This window comes from Clostridium sp. LBM24168 (assembly GCF_052953915.1).
This window is the reverse complement of sequence record NZ_CP196861.1, coordinates 2,164,487-2,186,785: the sequence shown is the minus strand read 5'-3', so window position 1 is coordinate 2,186,785 and position 22,299 is coordinate 2,164,487. Positions and strand designations below refer to the sequence as shown.

The 22,299-nt window shown below is 35.5% G+C and carries 19 protein-coding genes and 2 riboswitches; of the genes, 18 read left to right on the top strand and 1 reads right to left on the bottom strand.

Annotated elements, in window-relative coordinates; all coding sequences use genetic code 11:
- Nucleotides 1–6 precede the first annotated feature (6 nt).
- A complete protein-coding gene (gene tkt / locus ACSVC9_RS10890; protein WP_446897515.1) occupies nucleotides 7–1,992 on the top strand; it encodes a transketolase in 1,986 nt (661 codons plus the stop codon).
- 145 nt (nucleotides 1,993–2,137) lie between these two features.
- On the top strand, nucleotides 2,138–3,301 hold the full coding sequence (locus ACSVC9_RS10885) for an iron-containing alcohol dehydrogenase (protein WP_446897514.1): 1,164 nt from the start codon (nucleotides 2,138–2,140) through the stop codon (nucleotides 3,299–3,301).
- Nucleotides 3,302–3,558: 257 nt separating this feature from the next.
- Here the strand turns inward: ACSVC9_RS10885 and ACSVC9_RS10880 are convergent, their stop codons facing one another.
- Complete coding sequence (locus ACSVC9_RS10880) at nucleotides 3,559–4,866, bottom strand: transposase (protein ID WP_446897050.1); 1,308 nt, start codon at nucleotides 4,864–4,866, stop codon at nucleotides 3,559–3,561.
- Between the two features lie 181 nt (nucleotides 4,867–5,047).
- On the opposite strand from ACSVC9_RS10880, the gene ACSVC9_RS10875 reads away from it, so the two are divergent.
- The 16 genes from ACSVC9_RS10875 (at nucleotide 5,048) to ACSVC9_RS10800 (ending at nucleotide 22,299) form a co-directional block, all read left to right on the top strand.
- Entirely contained in the window at nucleotides 5,048–5,998 is a 951-nt protein-coding gene (locus ACSVC9_RS10875) for a DUF1861 family protein (RefSeq protein WP_446897513.1), read from the top strand.
- A 13-nt stretch (nucleotides 5,999–6,011) separates the two neighbouring features.
- Entirely contained in the window at nucleotides 6,012–7,088 is a 1,077-nt protein-coding gene (locus tag ACSVC9_RS10870) for a glycoside hydrolase family 130 protein (RefSeq protein WP_446897512.1), read from the top strand.
- Between the two features lie 93 nt (nucleotides 7,089–7,181).
- Nucleotides 7,182–8,114: a D-alanine--D-alanine ligase gene (locus ACSVC9_RS10865; RefSeq protein ID WP_446897511.1), complete on the top strand. Its 933-nt coding sequence runs from the start codon at nucleotides 7,182–7,184 to the stop codon at nucleotides 8,112–8,114.
- A gap of 152 nt (nucleotides 8,115–8,266) precedes the next feature.
- Nucleotides 8,267–8,366, top strand: a riboswitch (SAM riboswitch).
- A 73-nt stretch (nucleotides 8,367–8,439) separates the two neighbouring features.
- A complete protein-coding gene (locus ACSVC9_RS10860; protein WP_446897510.1) occupies nucleotides 8,440–9,276 on the top strand; it encodes a MetQ/NlpA family ABC transporter substrate-binding protein in 837 nt (278 codons plus the stop codon).
- A gap of 116 nt (nucleotides 9,277–9,392) precedes the next feature.
- The gene (gene pdxR, locus ACSVC9_RS10855; RefSeq protein WP_446897509.1) at nucleotides 9,393–10,838 is read left to right on the top strand and encodes a MocR-like pyridoxine biosynthesis transcription factor PdxR; all 1,446 of its coding nucleotides are present in this window, start codon (nucleotides 9,393–9,395) and stop codon (nucleotides 10,836–10,838) included.
- 11 nt (nucleotides 10,839–10,849) lie between these two features.
- Complete coding sequence (locus tag ACSVC9_RS10850) at nucleotides 10,850–11,404, top strand: NUDIX domain-containing protein (protein ID WP_446897508.1); 555 nt, start codon at nucleotides 10,850–10,852, stop codon at nucleotides 11,402–11,404.
- 136 nt (nucleotides 11,405–11,540) lie between these two features.
- On the top strand, nucleotides 11,541–12,341 hold the full coding sequence (locus tag ACSVC9_RS10845; protein ID WP_446897507.1) for an energy-coupling factor transporter transmembrane component T family protein: 801 nt from the start codon (nucleotides 11,541–11,543) through the stop codon (nucleotides 12,339–12,341).
- 13 nt (nucleotides 12,342–12,354) lie between these two features.
- Nucleotides 12,355–13,080 (top strand): energy-coupling factor ABC transporter ATP-binding protein, encoded by a 726-nt coding sequence (locus ACSVC9_RS10840; protein WP_446897506.1) that lies wholly within the window; start codon nucleotides 12,355–12,357, stop codon nucleotides 13,078–13,080.
- A 56-nt stretch (nucleotides 13,081–13,136) separates the two neighbouring features.
- Nucleotides 13,137–13,314, top strand: a riboswitch (cobalamin riboswitch).
- A gap of 116 nt (nucleotides 13,315–13,430) precedes the next feature.
- Complete coding sequence (locus ACSVC9_RS10835) at nucleotides 13,431–14,876, top strand: cobyric acid synthase (protein WP_446897505.1); 1,446 nt, start codon at nucleotides 13,431–13,433, stop codon at nucleotides 14,874–14,876.
- Between the two features lie 18 nt (nucleotides 14,877–14,894).
- Nucleotides 14,895–15,875, top strand: coding sequence for an adenosylcobinamide-phosphate synthase CbiB (cbiB, locus tag ACSVC9_RS10830; RefSeq protein ID WP_446897504.1), 981 nt, complete (start codon nucleotides 14,895–14,897; stop codon nucleotides 15,873–15,875).
- Nucleotides 15,876–15,880: 5 nt separating this feature from the next.
- Entirely contained in the window at nucleotides 15,881–16,981 is a 1,101-nt protein-coding gene (locus tag ACSVC9_RS10825) for a pyridoxal phosphate-dependent aminotransferase (RefSeq protein WP_446899844.1), read from the top strand.
- Nucleotides 16,982–17,000: 19 nt separating this feature from the next.
- Entirely contained in the window at nucleotides 17,001–17,609 is a 609-nt protein-coding gene (locus tag ACSVC9_RS10820; protein WP_446897503.1) for an NAD(P)-dependent oxidoreductase, read from the top strand.
- A 15-nt stretch (nucleotides 17,610–17,624) separates the two neighbouring features.
- Nucleotides 17,625–18,497 carry a hydroxymethylbilane synthase gene (gene hemC, locus ACSVC9_RS10815; RefSeq protein ID WP_446897502.1) on the top strand — a complete coding sequence of 291 codons (873 nt, stop codon included), beginning with the start codon at nucleotides 17,625–17,627 and terminating at the stop codon, nucleotides 18,495–18,497.
- Between the two features lie 5 nt (nucleotides 18,498–18,502).
- Nucleotides 18,503–19,975: a uroporphyrinogen-III C-methyltransferase gene (gene cobA, locus ACSVC9_RS10810; RefSeq protein ID WP_446897501.1), complete on the top strand. Its 1,473-nt coding sequence runs from the start codon at nucleotides 18,503–18,505 to the stop codon at nucleotides 19,973–19,975.
- Between the two features lies 1 nt (nucleotide 19,976).
- A complete protein-coding gene (gene hemB / locus ACSVC9_RS10805; RefSeq protein ID WP_291717741.1) occupies nucleotides 19,977–20,948 on the top strand; it encodes a porphobilinogen synthase in 972 nt (323 codons plus the stop codon).
- Between the two features lie 10 nt (nucleotides 20,949–20,958).
- Nucleotides 20,959–22,299 (top strand): cobyrinate a,c-diamide synthase, encoded by a 1,341-nt coding sequence (locus ACSVC9_RS10800; protein ID WP_446897500.1) that lies wholly within the window; start codon nucleotides 20,959–20,961, stop codon nucleotides 22,297–22,299.

Here is a 22,299-nt window from a genome sequence, read left to right as displayed (position 1 = left end):
ATGTATATGAAAAACGTAGAGGATTTGATAGTAAATAATATAAGAATACTTTCAGCAGAAATGGTACAAAAAGCAAATTCAGGTCATCCAGGACTTCCAATGGGTGCAGCTCCTGAAGCATATGCAATTTGGGGTAGAAATATGAAACATAATCCTAAGGATCCAAATTGGATAGGCAGGGATAGATTTGTTCTTTCGGCAGGTCATGCTTCAGCAATGCTATATTCTTTACTGCATCTGTTCAACTATGGCTTGACAACAGATGATTTAAAAGGTTTCCGCCAGTGGAACAGCAAGACTCCTGGACATCCAGAATATGGCCATACAATAGGTGTTGAAACTACTACAGGACCGCTTGGGCAGGGAGTTGGAAATGCAGTTGGAATGGCTATGGCAGAGCAATTTATGTCTGCCAAGTTTAACAGACCTGGATTTGATATAATAGATAATTATACATTTGTGTTGACAGGTGATGGATGTCTCATGGAAGGTGTTGCATTAGAGGCAATATCTCTTGCAGGAAATCTGGGGCTTGGGAAGCTGATACTTATATATGATTGTAACAACATAACTATAGAAGGGAGTACGGATCTTGCAGTTTCGGAAGATGTAGCAAAAAAGTTTGAGGCATGTGGGTGGCAGGCATTAAAGGTTGAAGAGGGAAACAGTGTAGATAAAATAGATTCAGCTATAAAAGAAGCCAAAGCTGAGGAAAGTAAGCCAAGTGTAATAATAGTAAAAACTCAGATAGGATATGGTTGTCCGGAAAAACAAGGTAAGTCTTCAGCTCATGGTGAACCTTTAGGAGAGGAAAATTTGAAAGCTGCAAAAAAATTTTTGGGATGGAATTATGATAAGGAGTTTTATGTTCCTAATGAAGTGAGAAACTTTTTAGATGAAAAGATAGAAAAAATGAATGCTGAAGAAGGGAAGTGGAAAGAGCTAAGGGCTGAATACGATAAAAAGTACCCTGAATTGTCAGAAGAATTAAATATATGGTTAAGTGGGAAAATAGCAGCTAATTTGGATACAGAAAAAGATTTGTGGGAATTTGACAAACCTATGGCAACTAGGGCCTCTTCTGGAAAGTTATTGAACAAACTTGACAAAATAATTCCAAATCTCATAGGAGGGTCAGCTGATTTAGCACCATCCAATAAAACAAATATGGATGGACAAGGAGATTTTTCTATAAATAACAGATCAGGAAGAAATCTTCATTTTGGAATAAGAGAGCATGCTATGGCGGCTATAGCAAATGGAATAACCTTGTATGGGGGACTAAAAGTATTTATAGCAACTTTCTTTGTGTTTACAGATTATATGAAAGGTGCCATGAGATTATCTGCTCTTATGAAATTGCCCGTAACTTATGTCCTTACACATGATAGTATTGGAGTAGGTGAAGATGGCCCAACTCATGAACCAATTGAGCAGTTGGCTGCGGTAAGAAGTATACCTAATATGACGGTTTTTAGGCCTGCGGATTCAAGGGAGACAGCGGCAGCCTGGGATTATGCTCTTACAAAGGCTGATGGACCTACATGTTTAGTCCTTACAAGGCAAAGTTTACCCCTATACGAGGAGACAGGCATTGATGCCTTAAGGGGAGGGTACATATTAAAGAATTCTAAAAAATCTGTGCCTGATATAATACTTATGGCTACAGGGTCTGAAGTAGAACTTGTATACAAGGCATCAGATGAACTTTCTAAAAAAGGGATAGATGTAAGGGTGGTAAGCATGCCTTCCTTTGAAGTGTTTGATAAGCAAAGTGATTCTTATAAAGAAAGCATTCTTCCAAAAAATGTGAGAAAGAGATTGGCTGTAGAAGCAGCATCTTCCTTTGGATGGCATAAATATGTTGGATTAGATGGAGATATTGTATCAATAGATCATTTTGGAGCCTCTGCACCAGCCAATATATTATTTAAAGAATTTGGATTTACAGTAGAAAATGTAGTTGATAGGGCATTAAAAATTTTAAAATAGGCTTTGATATTCAGATAAATAGCCATAAGTATGGTTTTGCTTATGGTTATTTATGTTATATAATATTAAGTAAGGCAAAATAATAAAATGTAGATTACAGAGAATTTTCTGTACAATTGTCTTCATAAAAAGGAGATGTTTAAATTTGATTAATTTCCATTACTCAATTCCTACTGAAATTTTTTTTGGAAAAGGACAGATAAGTGTTTTGGGAAAAAACATAAAGAGATATGGTTCTAAAGTTCTTTTGGTATATGGCGGAGGAAGTATTAAGAAAAATGGAATATATGATACTGCCATTAAAATTTTAAAAGAAAACAAAATAAAGTTCTGGGAGCTATCTGGAGTTGATCCGAATCCAAGAATATCAAGTGTAAGACAGGGAGTACAAATATGCAGGGAAAACAGAATAGATTTTATACTGGCAATTGGTGGAGGAAGTGTAATTGATTGCTCCAAGGTAATATCAGCAGGGTTTTACTATGGAGGAGATCCCTGGGATATAGTTACTGATCCATCTAAAATAAAAAAAGCTTTACCTATTGGAAGTATATTGACTTTAGCTGCTACGGGTTCTGAAATGGATATATTTGCAGTAATTACAAATGAAGATACGAAAGAAAAACTAGGCACTCGAAGTCAATATATAGCACCGAAATTTTCTATATTAGATCCAACCTATACATTTACTGTACCAGAAAAACAAACTGCAGCAGGAACTGCGGATATAATTAGCCATATACTTGAAATATATTTCAATAATACAGAAGGTGCATATGTTCAGGATAAAATGGCTGAAGGTCTTTTAAGCACTTGTATAAAATACGGACCAATAGCGCTTGAACAGCCTGATAACTATGAAGCAAGAGCAAATTTAATGTGGACTTCAAGTCTTGCTATAAATGGACTCCTAACTTATGGAAAAGTCAAAGGATGGAGTGTACATCCAATGGAGCATGAGCTGAGTGCATTTTATGATATTACACATGGAGTAGGATTGGCTATATTGACACCTTATTGGATGGAATATGTTCTGGATGAAAATACTGTGGATAGTTTTGTGGAATATGGTGTTAATGTATGGAATGTAGAAAAGAGTGAGGATAAATTTTCTATAGCTAGTAAAGCAATAGAAAAGACGAGAGAGTTCTTTAATCTTTTGGGACTTCCGTCTAGGCTGAGTGATTTAAACATAGGAGAGGAAAATTTTGAAAGAATGGCCCAAGGAGCTACTAGAGCAGGAAAGGTCGGCGAATTCAAACCTCTTTCCAAAGATGATGTTATAAATATATATAAGGCAGCACTGTAAAATATATTTCCCCTACTTTTTTAATAAGTAGGGGTTTATTATTATGTAATTATACTTATAATAATTATTGAGAATATATAAATTAATAGACATGAACATAACTAAAAAATTAAATACAAGAAAAAGGAAATATTATTGATTGAAGAATAAAAATTACAGCTTTTTATGAAAAATATACTTTACAATTAATTACAATATAAAAATTGGCAGAGTATCCCTAGGGTAAAAGTTGATGCTAAAAAATAATAGGTTTTAAATTAAGCTATTCTTTTTAATCCCGATAGGGATCTGGTTTTATCAGAGTTACCAGATTTTATAGCTGCTATCGCAGTTGTCAGAAGGCATATATGTCCTACAGTATTTAAGTTTGATACAGAATTTATATTTCTGACATAAGCTCTTTCGTTATTAAGCTTTTTCCATCTGGAATTATATCTTTCAGATTCTGTCCTCAGGCTGTAGATGGTTTTAAAAAATTTAGACTCATGATTAATTGAAGCCCTGTAGTCAGTACCTTTGCTGATATAACGGATACATCCTCTGTTTTTCCTGCCATTGAAATATTTTTCATGTTTGCAGGGACACAGTGAATCATCTTTAGATTTTTTAAATGGGCAGCAAAATTTTTGCTTGATGTATGAATCAAAATACTGTCGTCCATCTTTATGCATGGCTAGACCGCCTTGACAAATAATGTTGCCAGTGGAAGTTAATTTAGGATTTTTTTTCCCTCTTTTGTTAATGGCAATAAAGGCAAGACCTTTCAAGTTGTTTTTTATAAAATTATGATTTAACTTTGAATCATAGCCTTTATCTGCGACAACATAACTTCCATTAAGTGAAAACCAGCTATTTGTACCTGAAAGAAATTTAGTCAAGGTAGAAATTTCATTGATATCAGCAGTACTTGTATATTCATCTATAGGGAGTCCGGATATTGCATCACAGATAACGTGGTTTTTATAACCCCAGTAAAATTCATATTTCTTACTTGATTTATTGGAGTTATCATTGATTTTAACGTTCATGGAATTATTTGCAGTATGTACTCCAAGTTTACAATCTTTATCAGACTTTGGATTATTCTTCTTTGAAAATTTGTTTGATGCGAAGCATTTAGGGTTATTAAGTTTAGTGTTTGCTTTAACTGGAGTTGTATCAACAGATATAAAGTTGTTGTCTATAAAGCCAAGTTTCTTGAGAGTATTTACCTGATGTTTCATAATTTCTTTCAAACAAGAGTTTTCGATATTCTTTATGAACCTTTGAAAGGTCCTGTATGAAGGAAGTGGTTTAAGAATGTCAAAGCCACAAAGTTGTGCAATGATTAAATTATTTTCTAAAAAATCTTTAAGATCAGTAATTTGAGCAAACTTCTCACATTTCATGACTATAAAAGCTCTGAAAAGAGCGTGTCTTGAGAAACCGACAGGTCCGTATTTGGAAGGAACCCTATCGGGTAATGAAGATAAATTAATATTTTCAAAAATATCTGTGTAGAAGTTTATTGTGTTTTGTGAAGTGAAAAGCTCAATTATATTAAAGATTTCTTGACGTTGGTACATAGAGATTTCCTCCTTTTAGTGTTTTTATTATGTGATATTTTAAAAATTCGACAAAAGTTGAGGAAATCCTATGATATAAATTTTAGTGATAGAAAAAAATAGCCCTTATCGGGCTAGAGAAATGAGTGCCTTAGAGTTATGCTCAAGGCTATAAATTAATTTTAGAAAGGTGTAAATTCAAATGATAATTACTTGTGACAATTTATTGAAAAAATATAGAGATAAAAAAACAGAGAAAGTTGCGAAAAGGGTGAAATTTATAGGTATATTTAACAAAGATATTTATAATATAACTGCACCATTTATAAATAGAGGAAGAGTTGTTATAGCAGGAAGGGTCGAATCTAAAATGGGCAATGATTCAATGGTTTCATTTTTTGAAAAATATCAGGATGCATGGTGTCATATAATAGAGTCACCTGTTATGAATCTTGAGGATCCATTTTTTACTAAAATAGGAGATGACATGATAGTGGGAGGAGTTGAAGTGTTCAAGGATATAAATAATCCTTATAATTTAATATGGAGAACTATAATATATAAGGGAAAGGATATTTTTCATTTAAAACTTTTCTTTGTAGGTCCAGATGGAATGAAAGATCTCCGTATAACTGAACTTAAAGATGGAAGTATAGGTGTTTTGACACGCCCACAGGGGGCCAGAGGAGGAAAAGGGAAAATAGGATTTATAAAAATAAAGAGATTGAATGATTTAAGTATAGGCGTTATTGAAGATGCACCTATTTTGAATGACTTTTTTAGTGATGAGGAATGGGGTGGAATAAACAGTATTTATCCAATTGATGAAAATAATATAGGATTACTTGGTCATATAGCAAAAATTGATGAAACCGGAATGAAACACTATTATTCTATGACATTTGTCCTTGATATCAATTCCATGACATATAAGGATGTCTGTATAATTGCAGAAAGGAAAGACTTCCTGCCTGGACCTAGTAAAGACAAAATGTTATATGATGTAGTATTTGGTGGGGGACTTATTTTCCATGGCAAAAAGGCGGTACTGTATGCTGGAATAAGTGACATTGAAGCCCAGACAATTGAAATAGATAATCCATTTTATAAATATATGGATAAAGATCAAAATGGAGCTTTGGAAATTTTTTGATATAGGGGGAGAAATGAATATAAAGAGATATAAATTTAATCCTATTATAAAAGCTGAAGACGTTAAACCTTCGTGTGAGAATCTTAAGGTTATAGGAGCATTTAATCCTGGAGCCACTGTATATGGAGATCAAGTAGTACTAGCATTTAGAACTGCTGAGGTGACTGAAAATGTCAATGATAATTTTTTGAAAATACCAGTTGTAGATTCAGAGGGTGGATTTTTGACAACTGTGACTATAAATAAGAGAAATAAAAATTACGATTTTAGTGATTCACGTGTAATAAAAAATGTAAAAGAACCATACGATTTTGAGTACCTTACTTCTATTTCTCACATAAGGCTTGCAAGGAGCAGGGATGGTATAAATTTCGATGTAGATGACAGACCATTTATTTTCCCGGGAAACAAGTATGAAAGTTTTGGAATAGAAGATCCTCGGATAACCAAGATAGATGGCAGATATTATATTACCTATAGTGCAGTTTCCAAATATGGAATAGTAGTGAGCTTGATTGTTACAGAAGATTTCAAAAATTATAGAAAGTTGGGTAATATATTTAATACTGAGAACAAAGATGTGGTAATCTTTCCAGAAAAAATAGGAGGAAAATACTTTGCACTGAATAGACCGGTATCCAGAAGTACTGGAAAACCTATGATCTGGATATCTGAATCCGACAATCTGATAAATTGGGGAAACCACAAGCTATTGGCATGCACAAGGGAGAATTGCTGGGATTCTAAAAAAATAGGTGCAGGTGCACCACCTATAAGAACAGATGTTGGATGGCTAGAATTATATCATGGAGTAGACGAAAATGAGTGCTATTCCATGGGAGCACTTCTGCTGGATATAAATGATCCTTCAAAGGTTATTGGGCGCAGTAAGGAAGCAATTTTATATCCCTATGAGCATTATGAAACAGAAGGATTTTTTTCAAATGTTGTTTTCCCTTGTGGAGCTGTGAAAATAAAAAGTAAGTTATATATATATTATGGGATAGCAGACAGCTCCATCGGGTTAGCCATTGCAGACATGAATGATATTTTGAGCTCTATGGAAAATCAGGGAACCACAACAGGTTGAAAATGTTTATTGGGTGGCTCTTTTTTTATATTGGATGATGTGTAAAATAGAAGATGAAGGGTATTACAAACAGTATTTAGCGGAGGAATTGATATGAAAATAGGAGTTATTATGGGGGGAATATCCTCAGAAAGAGAAGTATCACTAGATTCTGGGAAAGAAATAATGAGTTGCTTTGATAGAAATAAGTATACAGTAGTTCCAATTGTTATAGATAATAAGCGAGATATAATAGATAAAACAGGAAGTATGGATTTTGCCTTTATAGCACTTCATGGAAAATTTGGAGAAGATGGGACTGTCCAATCTGTGCTGGAAACTTTAGATATACCTTATTCTGGCTGTGGGCCACTTACAAGTTCCATATGTATGGATAAGGACATGACAAAAAAGGTATTGAAGAGTGCTGGAATCAAAACTGCAAGATGGATTTGTGTCAAATCAACAGATGAAATAGATTATGACTATCTGGGTGAAATGGGTTATCCGCTGGTTGTAAAACCAAATTCAGGAGGATCAAGTGTAGCGACGAATATAGTTAAAAGGAAAGAAGATATAGAGTACTCGGTAAATTTGGCATTAAAGTATGATGAGGAAGTTATGATTGAGGAATATATAAAAGGTGATGAGATCACCTGCTGTATTTTAAACGGAAAGACATTGCCACTAATTCAAATAAAGCCGAAAACAGAGTTTTTTGATTATGAGGCAAAATATACTGAAGGTGCTTCAGATGAAATAATTGTCCAGCTTGAAGAGAAACTTCAAAGTAAAATTGAAGAAATATCTCTTAGATGTTGGGATGTGTTGAAGTGTAGAGTATATGTGAGAGTTGATTTTATGATAAAGGACAATATACCTTATGTACTTGAACTCAATACACTCTCGGGAATGACAAAGAATAGTCTATTTCCAAAGAGTGCAAAAGCAGTAGGTATGTCTTACAGCCAACTTCTGGATAATATAGTTGAGTATTCTATGAAAGAAAACTGTAAAGTCGCTTCTAAGAAAATTTATGCATCATGAAAATATTAAATAGATAAATAGAAGCCTGCATAAATAATGTATTAATATTTATACAGGCTATTCTTTATTTAAGTTCTAAATTGTCGAGAACTGCATTGACAGATAAAATACATGATGATATAATCAATTACGTGAAAAAGTAAATCAAAATAAACTTATCAAGAGAGGCGGAGGGATTGGCCCTATGAAGTCCGGCAACCAGTATTATATACATTGGTGCTAACTCCTACAGCGAAAGCTGAAAGATGAGAAAATCATTAAGGTTTCAAACCCGGGATTTTTCTCGGGTTTTTATTTTGATTAAATTAATTGAGGGGGAACTTGTATGAAAAACATCAAAAAGATACTGGTAATTATATTTTCTTCTGTATTCGTTTTAGCAGCATTATCAGGATGCGGAAGTAACAACGGAGGAAATACTGGAAGTAGTGATACATCAAAAAGTGAAAAAAAGGATATAACAATAGGGGCTACGCCTAAACCCCATGAAGAGATACTTGAAAAGGTAAAACCTATACTTCAAAAAGAAGGATATGAACTTAAAATAAAAGAATTTACAGATTATGTAACACCAAATAAGGCACTTGCGTCTGGTGAGTTAGATGCAAATTTTTTTCAACATATACCATATCTGGAAGACTATAATAAGAAAAATGGTACGGATTTAGTTTCTGTGGCAAAAGTTCATCTTGAACCAATGGGAGTGTATTCAAATAAGGTTAAAAATTTAAAAGATCTCAAAGATGGTGCTGAGATTGCAATACCAAATGATGCCACAAATGGTTCCAGAGCTCTTAAACTGTTAGCACGTGAAGGGCTTGTAAAGGTTAAAGATGGAGAGCTTATTTCTAAGTTGGATATAACTGAAAACAAGAAGAACCTTAAGATTCAGGAGTTAGATGCTCCACAACTTCCTAGGGTATTGGGTGATGTAGATGCAGCAGTTATAAATACAAATTATGCATTAGAGGCAAAATTAAATCCAACTAAAGATGCACTTGCTATAGAATCAAAAGAGTCACCTTATGCAAATATAATTGCAGTTAAGAAAGAAGACAAAGACAAACCTTATGTGAAGGCTCTTGTGAAAGCGGTAAATTCGCCTGAAATCAAGAAATTCATAGAGGATAATTACAAGGGAAGTATAATCCCTGCATTTTAACACTAAATTTTGAGTATTTTATAAATAAAGATGATGTATTGTAAAAAATTACAGTATATCATCTTTATTTATGTATTGATTTATGTAAAAATATATAGAGAGGTGAATTTATAATTATGTTTTTTGATATAAAAATTGATGATAAAAGTCCTGTTTATATACAGATAAAAAATTATATAAAAAATATGATACTTAGAGGAATGATGACTTCAGGTGAAAAACTTCCATCCACCAGGGAAATGTCTTCAAGATTGAAGGTAAGCAGGAATACAGTTATTTGTGCTTATGATTTTCTAAAAGATGAAGGCCTTGTACATATGAAGAAAGGAAAGGGAGCTTTTGTATCTGATGTAAAAGTAGATTTTCAGGAAAAGTGGAATATAGACTGGAATAAGCGCATAAATAGTTATGCAAGGGAATCAGAAAAATTGGATATAATCAAAAGCGAAATAAAGTGGGAGAAAGGAATGATATCATTTAAAAGTATAGCTCCTGATGACAGGTTATTTGATGTTGAGAATTTTAAAAAATCATTTTTGAATTGTGTATCGCGAGAAGGCGGGAAAATATTGAATTATGGATATGCACAGGGATATAAGCCACTTATTGAATATCTTGTCAAATATATGGCAGACAAGGGTATAGATGTTTCCGGGAAAGATATACTTGTAACTAATGGATTTACAGAAGGATTTAATATTATACTGTCATGCCTTGTAAATAAAGGAGATAATATATTATGTGAAAATCCGACTCACAATACGGCTATAAAGATTATGAAACTGCATAGATTAAATATAACAGGAATTAAGATGAATGAAGATGGGATAGACCTTAATGCTTTAAGAGAAAATCTAAAAAAACGCAAATTTAGTTTGGCATATTTTATACCGTCCTATCACAACCCAATGGGGGTTGTAATGTCTCCTGAAAAAAGAACAAAATTGTATAATACTCTTAAAGAGTATGATGTTCCTATAATTGAGGATGGTTTCAATGAAGAACTGAGATATCTAAGTGATCATGTATCACCAATTGCTGCACTTAGCGGTGGTGGTAATAGTGTGATTTATGTAGGCAGCTTTTCAAAGATACTCTTCCCGGGTCTGAGAATAGGGTGGATACTTGCAGATAAAGAACTTATAGGATATCTTGAAAGTGCAAAGAGAGGCAGGAACATACACACCTCTTTTCTGGATCAGGCTGTATTCTATGATTATCTTAAAGAAGGAAATTTTGAAAAGTACATTAAAAAGGCAAGGAAATTTTATAGGAACAAATATGAGTTGGCAGTTGGATTTGCTAAAAAATATATTCCTTATGATAAAATATATGGAGAGGGAGGTCTGCATGTTTTTGTGGAAATTGAGAATATAGATTCAAGAAAACTTCTTGAAAGATGCTGCAGAAGGCAGGTAATATTTACTCCCGGAGATTTATTTTATGTAGATGATGGAGGCAAAAATACATTTAGACTTGGATTTTCGAGGACAAGCGACGGAGATATAGAAAAAGGATTTAGAATAATAGGAGAAGAAGTCAAAAAAATGAAATCTGTTTAGGAGGAATATTTATGAGAAAATTAACGAAAAAAGTACTATATAAGGGAAAGTGGATATCATTAAATGAAATAACTTATATAGGAAAACAGAATGAAAAATTGAAATGGGAAAGCATAGAGAGAACTAATTTTGTAAATACTGTAGTAATGGTAGCCAGACTGATTCCCTCCAATAGATATGTACTTATAAAGCAATACAGGCCGGTAGTTGATAATTATATAATTGGATTTCCGGCAGGACTTATGGAAAATGATGATATAGAAAAAAATGCACTTAGAGAATTGAAAGAGGAAACGGGATATATAGGAAGAGTTAAATCTATAAGTCCTCTCCTGTATTCCAATGCCGCACTTCTTTCAGATACAATAAGACTGGTGAATGTGGATATAGATGAGAAATTGCCTGAAAATATAAATCCCAGGCAGGAACTGGAGGAAGCTGAAGATATAGAAGTAATACTGGTTGAAAAGGATAGAATGAAGGATTTTGTCATAGAACAGCAAAAAAAAGGACTGGGAATTGGATTGGGATGCTGGTATGTATTCTGTGGGCTGCAAAACAATTAAACAGGTGGATAATAGGATGATAAAAAGTTTAATTATAATGTGCAGTATAATAAGTGCTTGTGGTATTATAGTGGTAATAATTGTATTTATTGCACTGTTTTCCGACAAAAAATAAATAATAAAGTTTGAATTGAAGGTGTTTAATTTGAAAGATTGGCTTCTTAAAAAAGACGACTATGTGCCTGAAAATGATTCAGATAGATTTATAGATAAGAGTATATTTTCTATTTTGAAGGTACTTTCTCTTATAAAAAGAAGAGATAAGTTAAAAAACGGAATCATATATAAAATAAATCCAGTGGTGAAGCTTGTATTTATGTTCTTAAATATAATATTTTTGTCGGTTTCTAGAAATCCCGTATATGTTGCGGCAGTAGATATATATTTTCTATTGATGCTGAGTTTTCTAGATGCGGAAGAAATAAAAAATATTTTACTCTTGAGTTTTATAATACCAATATTTACTTTTATAATGCTCATACCATCTATATTGATGAAAAATGTTCTTAATAGCATTATGCTCATATTCAAAATATTCGGTACGATAATGATTGTAAATATTTTTTCCTGTACTACCAAATGGAGCCATGTGACAAGGTCATTAAAAATATTTTTTATACCAGACATATTTATACTCGTGTTTGATATAACTTTGAAGTATATCTACATACTAGGACAATTTGCATTGGACATGTTTTATTCTCTAAAGCTTAAATCCATAGGAAAGAATAACAGCAAACATTCATCGATTACTAAAATAATGGGAGGATTGTTTTTAAAGTCCAATGAGATGGGAAATGAAATGTATTCTGCTATGGAGTGTAGAGGGTTTACGGGAGAATACAGCTATTTTTCAAAATTCAGGTTTACTTTTTCAGATCTGATTTATTGTGCTGCGAGTATATTAATTATATTATTGTATTTTTATATGAGATAAAGGAGCAAATTATATGATAGAGATTGAGAATGTATATTTTAAATACAAGGATGAGGAAGTAATCAAAGATATAAACATAAATATCGAAAATGGTGAGTCTGTTGCTCTTATAGGTGCAAATGGAAGTGGAAAATCCACATTTTTAAAACTGCTGAATGGTATAATATTCCCGGATAGTGGAAATTACTATTTTGATAAGGTTAACATATGTAAAAAACAGATGGAAAATGGCAAGTACTCTAGGCTATTTCACAAAAAAATTGGATTCGTGTTTCAAAATTCCGATACCCAGCTCTTCTGTCCTACGGTCTATGAAGAAATTGCCTTTGGACCAAGACAGATGTGTATGAGTGAAATAGAAGTTAAAGATAGGGTAGAAGATTGTCTTGATCTGATGAATATAGGCAATCTTAAACATAGGCAACCTTATAATTTAAGTGGTGGAGAAAAAAAGAGAGTTGCGATAGCTTCTGTTCTTGCACTTAATCCTGACGTATTAACATTGGATGAACCTATGAATGGAATAGATCCAAAGGGAAAGAGATTTCTGAAGGGGCTTTTTATAGAATTGAATCGTGCAGGAAAGACTATAATCTGTTCTACCCATGATTTTGAATACATAGATGGAATTTTCAGGAGAGCTATTGTGTTTTCCGAAGAGCACAGGGTAATAAGGGATGATACATATAAAAATGTGATAAATGACGACAAGTTTTTGATGGACAATAATATAAAGTGAAAATTTTGAACCTGTTGACATGATACATATGTTGTAATATACTCGTCTTATAAAAAAGAATATGAATGATTTCAGGTGCCTTGTTCAAGGTGAAAAGGGAATGCGGTTGGATTCCGCAGCAGCCCCCGCTACTGTAATTGATGACAAGTCCTTATTATGCCACTTTTAATTGAGGAAGGCTGAGGATGTGTATGATTCATAAGTCAGGAGACCTGCCTGATATTTATTTCAAGCAAACTTTCGGAGGGAGAGTTCTTTATAATATTGTGCGGATATATCTCATCTTTATAATAGGAGCAGAAACTGATTTTAAAGTTTGCTGTTCTTATTTTGTTTTTAGGAGGATTGTTATGGCCAAGATCATGATTCAGGGAACGGGATCATCGGTAGGAAAGAGTATAATTGTTACGGCTCTCTGCAGAATATTCAAGCAGGACGGCTTTAGTGTATGCCCGTTCAAATCGCAGAATATGTCACTGAATTCCTATATAACTCTTGACGGGAGGGAAATGGGAAGGGCACAGGTACTGCAGGCCTATGCATGTGGACTGGAACCGGAAGCGTATATGAATCCCATACTTTTGAAGCCCACTTCAGACAAAAAGAGCCAGATAGTTGTGAATGGGGAGGTATACTGCAACGCAACAGCGGTAGAGTATCAGGATATGAAATTAAATTTCAGGGATATGCTTGAATCTCAATTTTCAGATATTGAGAAGAAGTTTGACATAATTGTCATGGAAGGAGCGGGAAGTCCTGCAGAGATAAATCTGAGAGACCGGGATATTGTGAATATGGGAATGGCTGAAATCGCAGATGCACCTGTAATTCTCACAGGTGATATAGACAGGGGTGGAGTATTTGCATCCCTTGCAGGTACCATGCTGCTTTTAAAAGAAAATGAAAGGCCTAGAGTAAAGGCTACTGTAATAAACAAGTTCAGGGGAGATGTAGATATACTAAAACCAGGAATTGACATGCTTCAGGATATAATAAAAATACCATGTGTGGGAGTAGTTCCATACTTCAATTTGAATCTGGAGGATGAGGACAGTGCCATTTCCTTCAATAAATATAATACAGCTGCAATAGATATAGCAGTTGTGAAACTTCCTCATATATCCAATTTTACTGATATGGATGCCTTCAAGAATGAAGATGACATATCTGTAAGATTTATTTCATCACCAGGTGAATTCGGAAATCCGGATATACTTATTGTGCCGGGAAGTAAAAATACAATAGACGATTTGATAAAATTGAGAGAATCAGGTCTTGAGCATTCCATAAAGGATTACAGCAAAGGAGGAATTGTAATTGGAATCTGCGGAGGATATCAGATGCTGGGAAATTCGGTAAAAGACCCATATGGTGTTGAAAGCAGTGCAGGAGCAACAAGAGGGATGGAGCTCCTGGATATAGATACCATACTTGAGGGAAAAAAGGTTACCACCAGGGTTAATGCCAGAAGAGGAGATATTCATGTATATGGATATGAAATACACATGGGAGTCTGCAAATATGGAGACAATACAAGACCTCTGTTCAGGATGGAAAATAAAAATGACGGAGCTGTAAGTTCAACAGGAAACATAATGGGTACATATATTCATGGAGTATTTGATTCAGCAGATTTCAGACAGTACATACTGAATAGGATACGGGAAAAGAAAGGGATCTCTCCAAAAAAATCATTGGATTACAGAGATTACAGAAACAGCCAGCTTGACAGACTTGCGGACATAGTCAGAAAAAACATGAATATAAAAGCCGTATATGATATTATGGGAATTTGACAGTTGGAGGAGTATTTTATGGAGTTGTCTTTGATACAGTTCAATTTTATAGATGTTGTTATTGCTGTAATCCTGGATTGGATAATAGGTGATCCACTGTGGTTTCCCCATCCTGTAGTATTTATGGGAAAGCTCATAGGCTTTCTTGAGAACAGGGCAAGAGCAAAGTGCATTACAAACAGAGGTATGAAATATTTTGGCGGGTTTATAGTGCTTGTTCTCGTATCCTCAAGTTTTCTCTTACCTTTTGTAATTCTCTTTATTTTTAGGAACAATGTTATTCTCTTCAATCTCATAAATATACTTTTTCTGTGTACCTGCCTTTCTGCAAGATGTCTTGATAAAGAGGCAAGCAAGGTGTATACTTCCCTTAAATATTCAGGTATAGAAGATGCGCGAAAAAAATTGTCCGGCATAGTCGGAAGGGATACAAAAAATCTGGATGAAGGACAGATAACAAGGGCGGCTGTTGAAACCGTAGCTGAAAATACATCGGATGGAGTAGTTGCACCGCTTTTTTACGGCATTATTTTTGCTTCGCCACTTTCTATGGCGTATAAAGCTGTGAATACAATGGATTCCATGCTGGGCTATATGAATGAAAATTACAGGTATATAGGATTTTTCCCTGCAAAGGTGGATGACTTTTTTAATTTGATACCTGCAAGACTTACAGGCTTTTTAATGTGCATCATGTCCCCGCTTGTTGGAGGGAACCTTTTGGATACCTTTAAAATAATGCTGCGCGACAGGAAAAACCACAAAAGCCCGAATTGTGCATATCCTGAAGCTGCAGCTGCCGGAGCCATGGAAATACAGCTGGGAGGCACAAATATATATTTTGGAGAAGTATTTTACAAGCCACATATTGGAGACAGGAAGAGGGAGCTCAATGCCGATCACATAAAGGGTGTCATAAAGCTCATGTATTTTTCTGAAATGGGTGCTGTCCTGACTGCTGCTGCAATCTATACAATTTTGATGGGATGTGTTGGGTAATGGATTTGGAACATGGTGGGGATATATACACGGAGGGGATTTTCAAAGGAAGGAAATTACTTGATTTCAGCTCCAATATAAATCCTTTGGGTGTACCTGCGAGCTTCAAAGAAAATATAGAGGAAGCTGTGAAACTTGCAGATGTATATCCAGATATAAAGTATAGAAAATTGAAGGAAAATATAAAAGATTATCTTGAAAGCTATGATTCCTGTTTCAGCAAGTGCGGGTATGGAACTGTCGGGGAAAATTTACGGGACAGAATAAGTATAGTTCCTGGAAACGGGGCTTCGGAAATACTGGATCTTGCCCTTGGTCATTTTAAAAGTGTTTGTATAGTAGTACCTTCTTTTATAGAATACGAAAAGAGTGCATTGAAATGGAATTGTAATATAGTTTATTCAAGACTGAAGCCGGATATGAATTTTGACTATGAGGACATTAAAAAGAAGATTAGAAATGTTGATTCTCTCATAATAGGAAATCCAAACAATCCTAATGGGCAGATCATAGACAAGAAAAAATTTTACAGTATAGTGGAGTATTGTGAAAAAAATGGAAAGACTATAATTATAGATGAAGCTTTTATTGAGTTTACAGGTGATTCACGGTACAGCTTTTTAAATGAAACTGGAAAATACAGATGTATTCTCATAGTCAGGGCGCTTACAAAGTTTTTTGCACTTCCTGGCGTAAGGTTTGGTTACGGTATTTCCTCGGACAGCAATTTGGTGCTTGATATTGAAAAAGGCCAGAATCCATGGAATATAAACTGTTTTGCGGAAATTGCAGCAAAGTATGTACTTAGAGACAGTGAGTATATTGGCAGATCACTTGAATGGATAGCTTCGGAAAGAAAATTCATGAAGGAGAATCTTGAGAGGGCAGGTATAATTGAAAAAGTATATGATACATTTTCAAATTTTGTACTGTGCAGATTATCCAGTGGTGTAAATTCAGCTTGTGTATATGAGATGTGTCTAAAAGAAGGTGCTGTCATAAGGAAATGCGAAAATTACAGGGGACTGGGTGAAAACTACATAAGACTTGCCATAAAAGACAGGCATAAAAATGAAAAGATGCTTCACATAATAGAGAATTTATAAATGAGGGAGTGCAGTTGAGTTGATTGAAAAACAGTTCGTTACGCTTCTGTCCGAAAAAATTAATGTGCTTATAGTAGGTGGAGGAAGGGCTGCAGCTATAAAGCTGAAAACTTTTATACGAGGAAAATGCAATGTTATGGTTGTAGCACCGGCTTTTTCAGATTATTTCAAGAAGTTCGGCAGCAGTTTGAAACTGAATATAATATGTGGAGAATATGATAAGAAATATATATACGATAGACATATTGTAGTAATTGCTACAGATGATTCTAAATTGAATTCAGCTATAAGACGGGATTGTGAAGATTTATTCAAATTGTATATAGATGTCTCAGATCCGCCTATGGGGAATTGCATTATGCCCTGCCAGAGAAATACTAAAAATATACACTTTGGAGTAAATACTGAGGGTATATCCCCTCTCACATCTGTTTTTATAGCTGATATCATGAAAAAGAATATTTCCAGGTATGATGATTTTGTAGATTTTGCATCAGGTGTTAGAAACAGCCTTCCCGGTGGTGTTGAGAGAAGGAAGATAATGAGCTTCATATGCTCGGAGGATTTCTATTTTTTCTATAGAAAGAACAAAGCACGCATTATAATAGACATGTTTTACAAAAATTAATGGAGTGATGATATTTTGAAATACAGGATTGCAACTAGAAAAAGCAGGCTTGCACAGATTCAGGCGGATATAGTAATAAGGCTTCTCATGGAAAAATGCGGTGTCTTGGGCAGGAAAGTTCTCATGGAAACTACAGGTGACAGGAGACTTGACATTGCATTGGATAAGATAGGTGGGAAGGGTCTTTTTATAAAGGAGATAGAGAGGGCACTTCTTGAAGGAAGGTCAGATGCTGCAGTTCACAGCATGAAGGATGTGCCCTTTGACATACCATGCAAGTTTGAAATGGCGGCAGTTTGCGAAAGGGAAGATGTAAGGGATGTTTTTGTGTCAAATTCAGGAGTCCATTTTGAAGATTTAAGACCGGGTTCCAAAATTGGTACCAGCAGCAGGAGAAGGTCGGAACAGATTAAAAAGATTAGAGGGGATTTATGTATAGTCCCAATAAGAGGAAATGTGCAGACGAGAATAAAAAAGATGAAGGAAGAAAATCTTCAGGGTATAATTCTTGCATCTGCTGGAGTTAAAAGGCTTGGACTTGAGGATATTATAACGGATTATTTTAGTGTAGAGGATATTGTTCCAGCCATAGGCCAGGGTGCACTGGGAGTTGAGATAAAAAGAGAATACAGTGATGCGGATGTCTTCAGAAAAATAGATGACAGGGAAACAAGAATATGTGTTGAAGCGGAGAGAAGCTTTATGAGAACTCTGAATGGAGACTGTCACTCTGCCATAGGAGCTTATGCAAGAATTGAAGGCAAATGCATGGACATCATAGGAATGTATGAGATTGAGAATAGAGTTTTAAAGAGTCATATAAGCGGCAGCAAATCAGATTATATGGAACTTGGAAGGAAACTTGCATTGAATATGCTGGGGGAGTGAGAAAAGTGAAAAAAGGCAAGGTGTATATAATAGGGGCAGGTCCAGGAGACGAGGAGCTTCTGACTTTGAAAGCAGTAAAAAAGTTGAAGGAGTGCAATCTGGTCATGTATGACAGGCTTGCAGGAGCAGGTGTATTGAACTATTTAAATGAAGACTGCCGGATATACTACTGTGGAAAAGAACCAGGCTGTCATTACAGGAAACAGGAAGAAATAAATGAAATGCTTTTAAAGTTTGCAGAGGAAGGATATATAGTTGGACGAATCAAAGGCGGTGATCCCTACATATTTGGAAGAGGAGGTGAAGAAGTACTGGCTCTTTCCAGAAAAAAAATTGATTTTGAAGTCATACCGGGGATAACTTCTTTTATATCCGTATTGAATTATGCAGGCATACCTGTCACACATAGAAATGTGGCACAGAGTTTTCATGTCTTTACCGGGAAGGCCGCTGAGAATCTTCATATAGACTGGAGGGCTGCAGCGGCTGTGGGAGGCACACTTGTATTTATGATGGCATTTTCCAGTCTCGGCGAAATAGCAAATAGATTGATTGAAAATGGGATGAACGAAGATACTTCCTGTGCAGTTGTAATGGAAGGCACTACAGCCAGGCAGAGAAAGGTAATTTCCAATCTAAAAGAAGTATATCATGATGCCGTGGAGGGGGGACTTCACTCACCCTGCATTTTTGTAGTTGGAGAAGTGGTGAAATTCAGCAGTACATTCAGCTGGTACGAGGAAAAACCGCTTTTCGGCAGAAATATATGTATTACAAGATCAAAATCGCAGTCCGGGGAAATGAAAGGCAAACTCATGGATCTTGGCGCACAGGTTACCGAGATACATTCCATTAGAATAAAATCCACAAATGACAACATGGTTGAATATATAGACAGACTACCTCTCTATGATTATATAGTATTTACAAGTGTAAATGGAGTAAACAGTTTTTTTGAACTGCTTTTGAGAAAAAATTATGATGTAAGGAATATAAAAGCTGTATTTGCCGCCATCGGGCCTGCTACGGAAAGAGAAATAAGAAGAAGGGGAATCATACCTGAAATAGTTGCTGAAAAATTTGTAGCAGAGAGCTTATATGACAAATTAAAAAATTTTATAAGTCCGGGAAATAGAATCTTTCTGCCACGTTCCAAAAATTCAAGACCATATTTATCACAGGTGCTCAAAAAATATGGATGCGCTGTGGATGAATGTTCTGTTTATGAAACGATCTGTGGAGATCTCCATGATCCTCACTGTTTTGATGATGTGGATACGGTTGTATTTACAAGCCCCACTACCGTAAGAAATATGATGGAGCTTGTAGGTATTGAAGCCATAAGGGAAAAGTATATTATAGCCATAGGCCCCATAACGGGAAAGGAACTTAAGAAAAACAATCTAAAATATACGATGTCAGAGACCTACACTGAAGATGGAATTATAAAAAAGCTGAGAGAAAAGAGGAGAATGTGAAATGTTTAGAAGACATAGAAGGCTGAGAAAAAATGCTGTTATAAGAGATATGGTAAGGGAAACAGTACTTGATAAAAATGACTTCATATACCCCATATTTGTTGTTGAAGGTGAAAATGTAAAGAAGGAGATACCGTCACTTTACAACAACTATCACTATTCCATAGACAGACTGGATGAGATAGTATCTGATATGCATAGTGCAGGGGTGAAAAGTGTAATACTCTTTGGAATTCCGGACCACAAGGATGAAGTAGGCTCTTCAGCCTATGATAAGGATGGAATAATACAGAGGGCAATAAGAAAATTGAGGGAGCTGGATTCCGAACTCTTCATAATCACGGATGTATGCATGTGCGAATATACGGATCATGGTCACTGCGGAATAGTACACAATCACGAGGTAGATAATGATGAAACAATAAAGTATATAGCGAAGACAGCTCTTTCCCATGCAGAAGCAGGAGCTGACATGGTAGCTCCTTCAGATATGATGGACGGCAGGGTACAGGAGATAAGAAAGGCTCTGGATGAAAATGGATATAAGGATGTATCAATAATGGCCTACAGTGCAAAATACTGTTCTGCCTTCTATGGGCCGTTCAGAGATGCGGCAGATTCCGCCCCTAAGTTCGGAAACAGGAGAGGATATCAGATGGATCCCGGTAACATAAGGGAAGCCATGCTTGAGATAGAGGACGATATAAAGGAGGGAGCGGATATAATAATGGTAAAACCTGCACTCCCGTATCTCGACGTTATAAGATGGGCCAGGGACAGGTTTGATGTTCCCGTTGCAGCCTATAATGTAAGTGGAGAATTTGCAATGGTAAAAGCTGCTGCAAAGGAAGGGCTGATAGATGAAAAGGCAGTGGCAAAGGAAATGCTTACCTCCATAAAGAGGTCAGGTGCCAAAATGATAATTACCTATTATGCACTGGATATATGCAGATGGCTTGAAGAGGACAGATAGAGGGTACACTATGAAAAGTATAATAATATCTTCAGACAGCAGCGGCAGCGGCAAGACTACGGTGACTCTTGGACTCATGGGCGCTCTTGTAAAATCGGGATTTAAGATCCAGGGGTACAAGGTGGGACCTGATTATATAGATACTGCTTTTCACGAGAAGGTTACAGGAAGTGAATCCAGAAATCTGGATATCTTTCTTATGGGGGAAGACGGAGTAAGGGCTTCCTATATGAGGGGAAAAGGTGATCTTGGAATAGTGGAGGGGGCTATGGGAATATATGATGGAAAGGGAATTGATACTGCGTATTCAACTTATCATGTTTCCAGGGTACTCAACCTTCCAATTATACTTGTCATGAGCCCAAAGGGGGCAAGTACCACGATCTGTGCACAGATAAATGGGATTGCAGAATTTGGCCCTGCCAGTATAGCCGGTGTTATATTCAACAGTATAACGGAAAGCTATTATAGACTTCTTAAAGCAGCAGTGGAAAAAAACTGCGGACTTCAGGTATTTGGATATATACCCAAGGATGACAGGATATCCCTTGAAAGCAGACATCTCGGACTGGTTCAGAGTATAGAAATTGACAATCTTGATAGAAAACTTGATATACTGAGCGAACTTGTACTTAAAAATGTTGATATAGAAAAGCTTCTGAGATGCTTCAAGGAAGTAAATTATAAGAATGATGGCTTTCATCTGAGTTCTCTTGGATTAAAGATTGCAGTGGCATATGACAGGGCTTTTCAATTTTATTACAAGGAAAATCTTGAACTTCTTGAAGAGGCGGGTAGTATTCTGCTTTTCAGTCCAATAAAGGACAAAAAATTGCCGGATGACATTGATTTCCTATACATAGGTGGGGGTTATCCGGAAGTATTTGCAGCTGAACTGTCCCAGAATAAAAGTATGCTGCTGGACATAAGGGAAAAGCTTGATTCAGGACTCAGGTGCAATGCAGAATGCGGAGGACTCATGTACCTTATGGATGTATTGCAGGGAATAGATGGAGGAGAAATATTTGACACCGTTGGTTTTTTCCACGGAAAAGCTTTTATGACGCACAGACTTCAGAATTTTGGATATGCAACTATAGAAGTAGCTGAGGACAATTCAATATTAAAAAGAGGAATGAAAATGAACTGTCATGAATTCCATAGATCCCGCATTGAATCACAGGAGGATAAAATATACGAGGTTACAAAGCAGAGGTATGATGGAAGTATCAAGCGGTGGAAATGTGGATATGTAAAAAAGAACGTACTGGCTTCCTATGCACATATTCATTTTTTTACAAATATGAAGTTCATAACAAGCTTGCTGAATATCAAACACATGGAGGTATAA

Excerpts from the sequence above, each read along its gene's own strand:
- tkt (WP_446897515.1), top strand. The coding sequence starts at position 7 with ATGAAAAACGTAGAGGATTTGATAGTAAATAATATAAGAATACTTTCA.
- ACSVC9_RS10880 (WP_446897050.1), bottom strand. The coding sequence starts at position 4,866 with ATGTACCAACGTCAAGAAATCTTTAATATAATTGAGCTTTTCACTTCA.
- ACSVC9_RS10875 (WP_446897513.1), top strand. The coding sequence starts at position 5,048 with ATGATAATTACTTGTGACAATTTATTGAAAAAATATAGAGATAAAAAA.
- ACSVC9_RS10870 (WP_446897512.1), top strand. The coding sequence starts at position 6,012 with ATGAATATAAAGAGATATAAATTTAATCCTATTATAAAAGCTGAAGAC.
- ACSVC9_RS10865 (WP_446897511.1), top strand. The coding sequence starts at position 7,182 with ATGAAAATAGGAGTTATTATGGGGGGAATATCCTCAGAAAGAGAAGTA.
- ACSVC9_RS10860 (WP_446897510.1), top strand. The coding sequence starts at position 8,440 with ATGAAAAACATCAAAAAGATACTGGTAATTATATTTTCTTCTGTATTC.
- pdxR (WP_446897509.1), top strand. The coding sequence starts at position 9,393 with ATGTTTTTTGATATAAAAATTGATGATAAAAGTCCTGTTTATATACAG.
- ACSVC9_RS10850 (WP_446897508.1), top strand. The coding sequence starts at position 10,850 with ATGAGAAAATTAACGAAAAAAGTACTATATAAGGGAAAGTGGATATCA.
- ACSVC9_RS10840 (WP_446897506.1), top strand. The coding sequence starts at position 12,355 with ATGATAGAGATTGAGAATGTATATTTTAAATACAAGGATGAGGAAGTA.
- ACSVC9_RS10835 (WP_446897505.1), top strand. The coding sequence starts at position 13,431 with ATGGCCAAGATCATGATTCAGGGAACGGGATCATCGGTAGGAAAGAGT.
- cbiB (WP_446897504.1), top strand. The coding sequence starts at position 14,895 with ATGGAGTTGTCTTTGATACAGTTCAATTTTATAGATGTTGTTATTGCT.
- hemB (WP_291717741.1), top strand. The coding sequence starts at position 19,977 with ATGTTTAGAAGACATAGAAGGCTGAGAAAAAATGCTGTTATAAGAGAT.
- ACSVC9_RS10800 (WP_446897500.1), top strand. The coding sequence starts at position 20,959 with ATGAAAAGTATAATAATATCTTCAGACAGCAGCGGCAGCGGCAAGACT.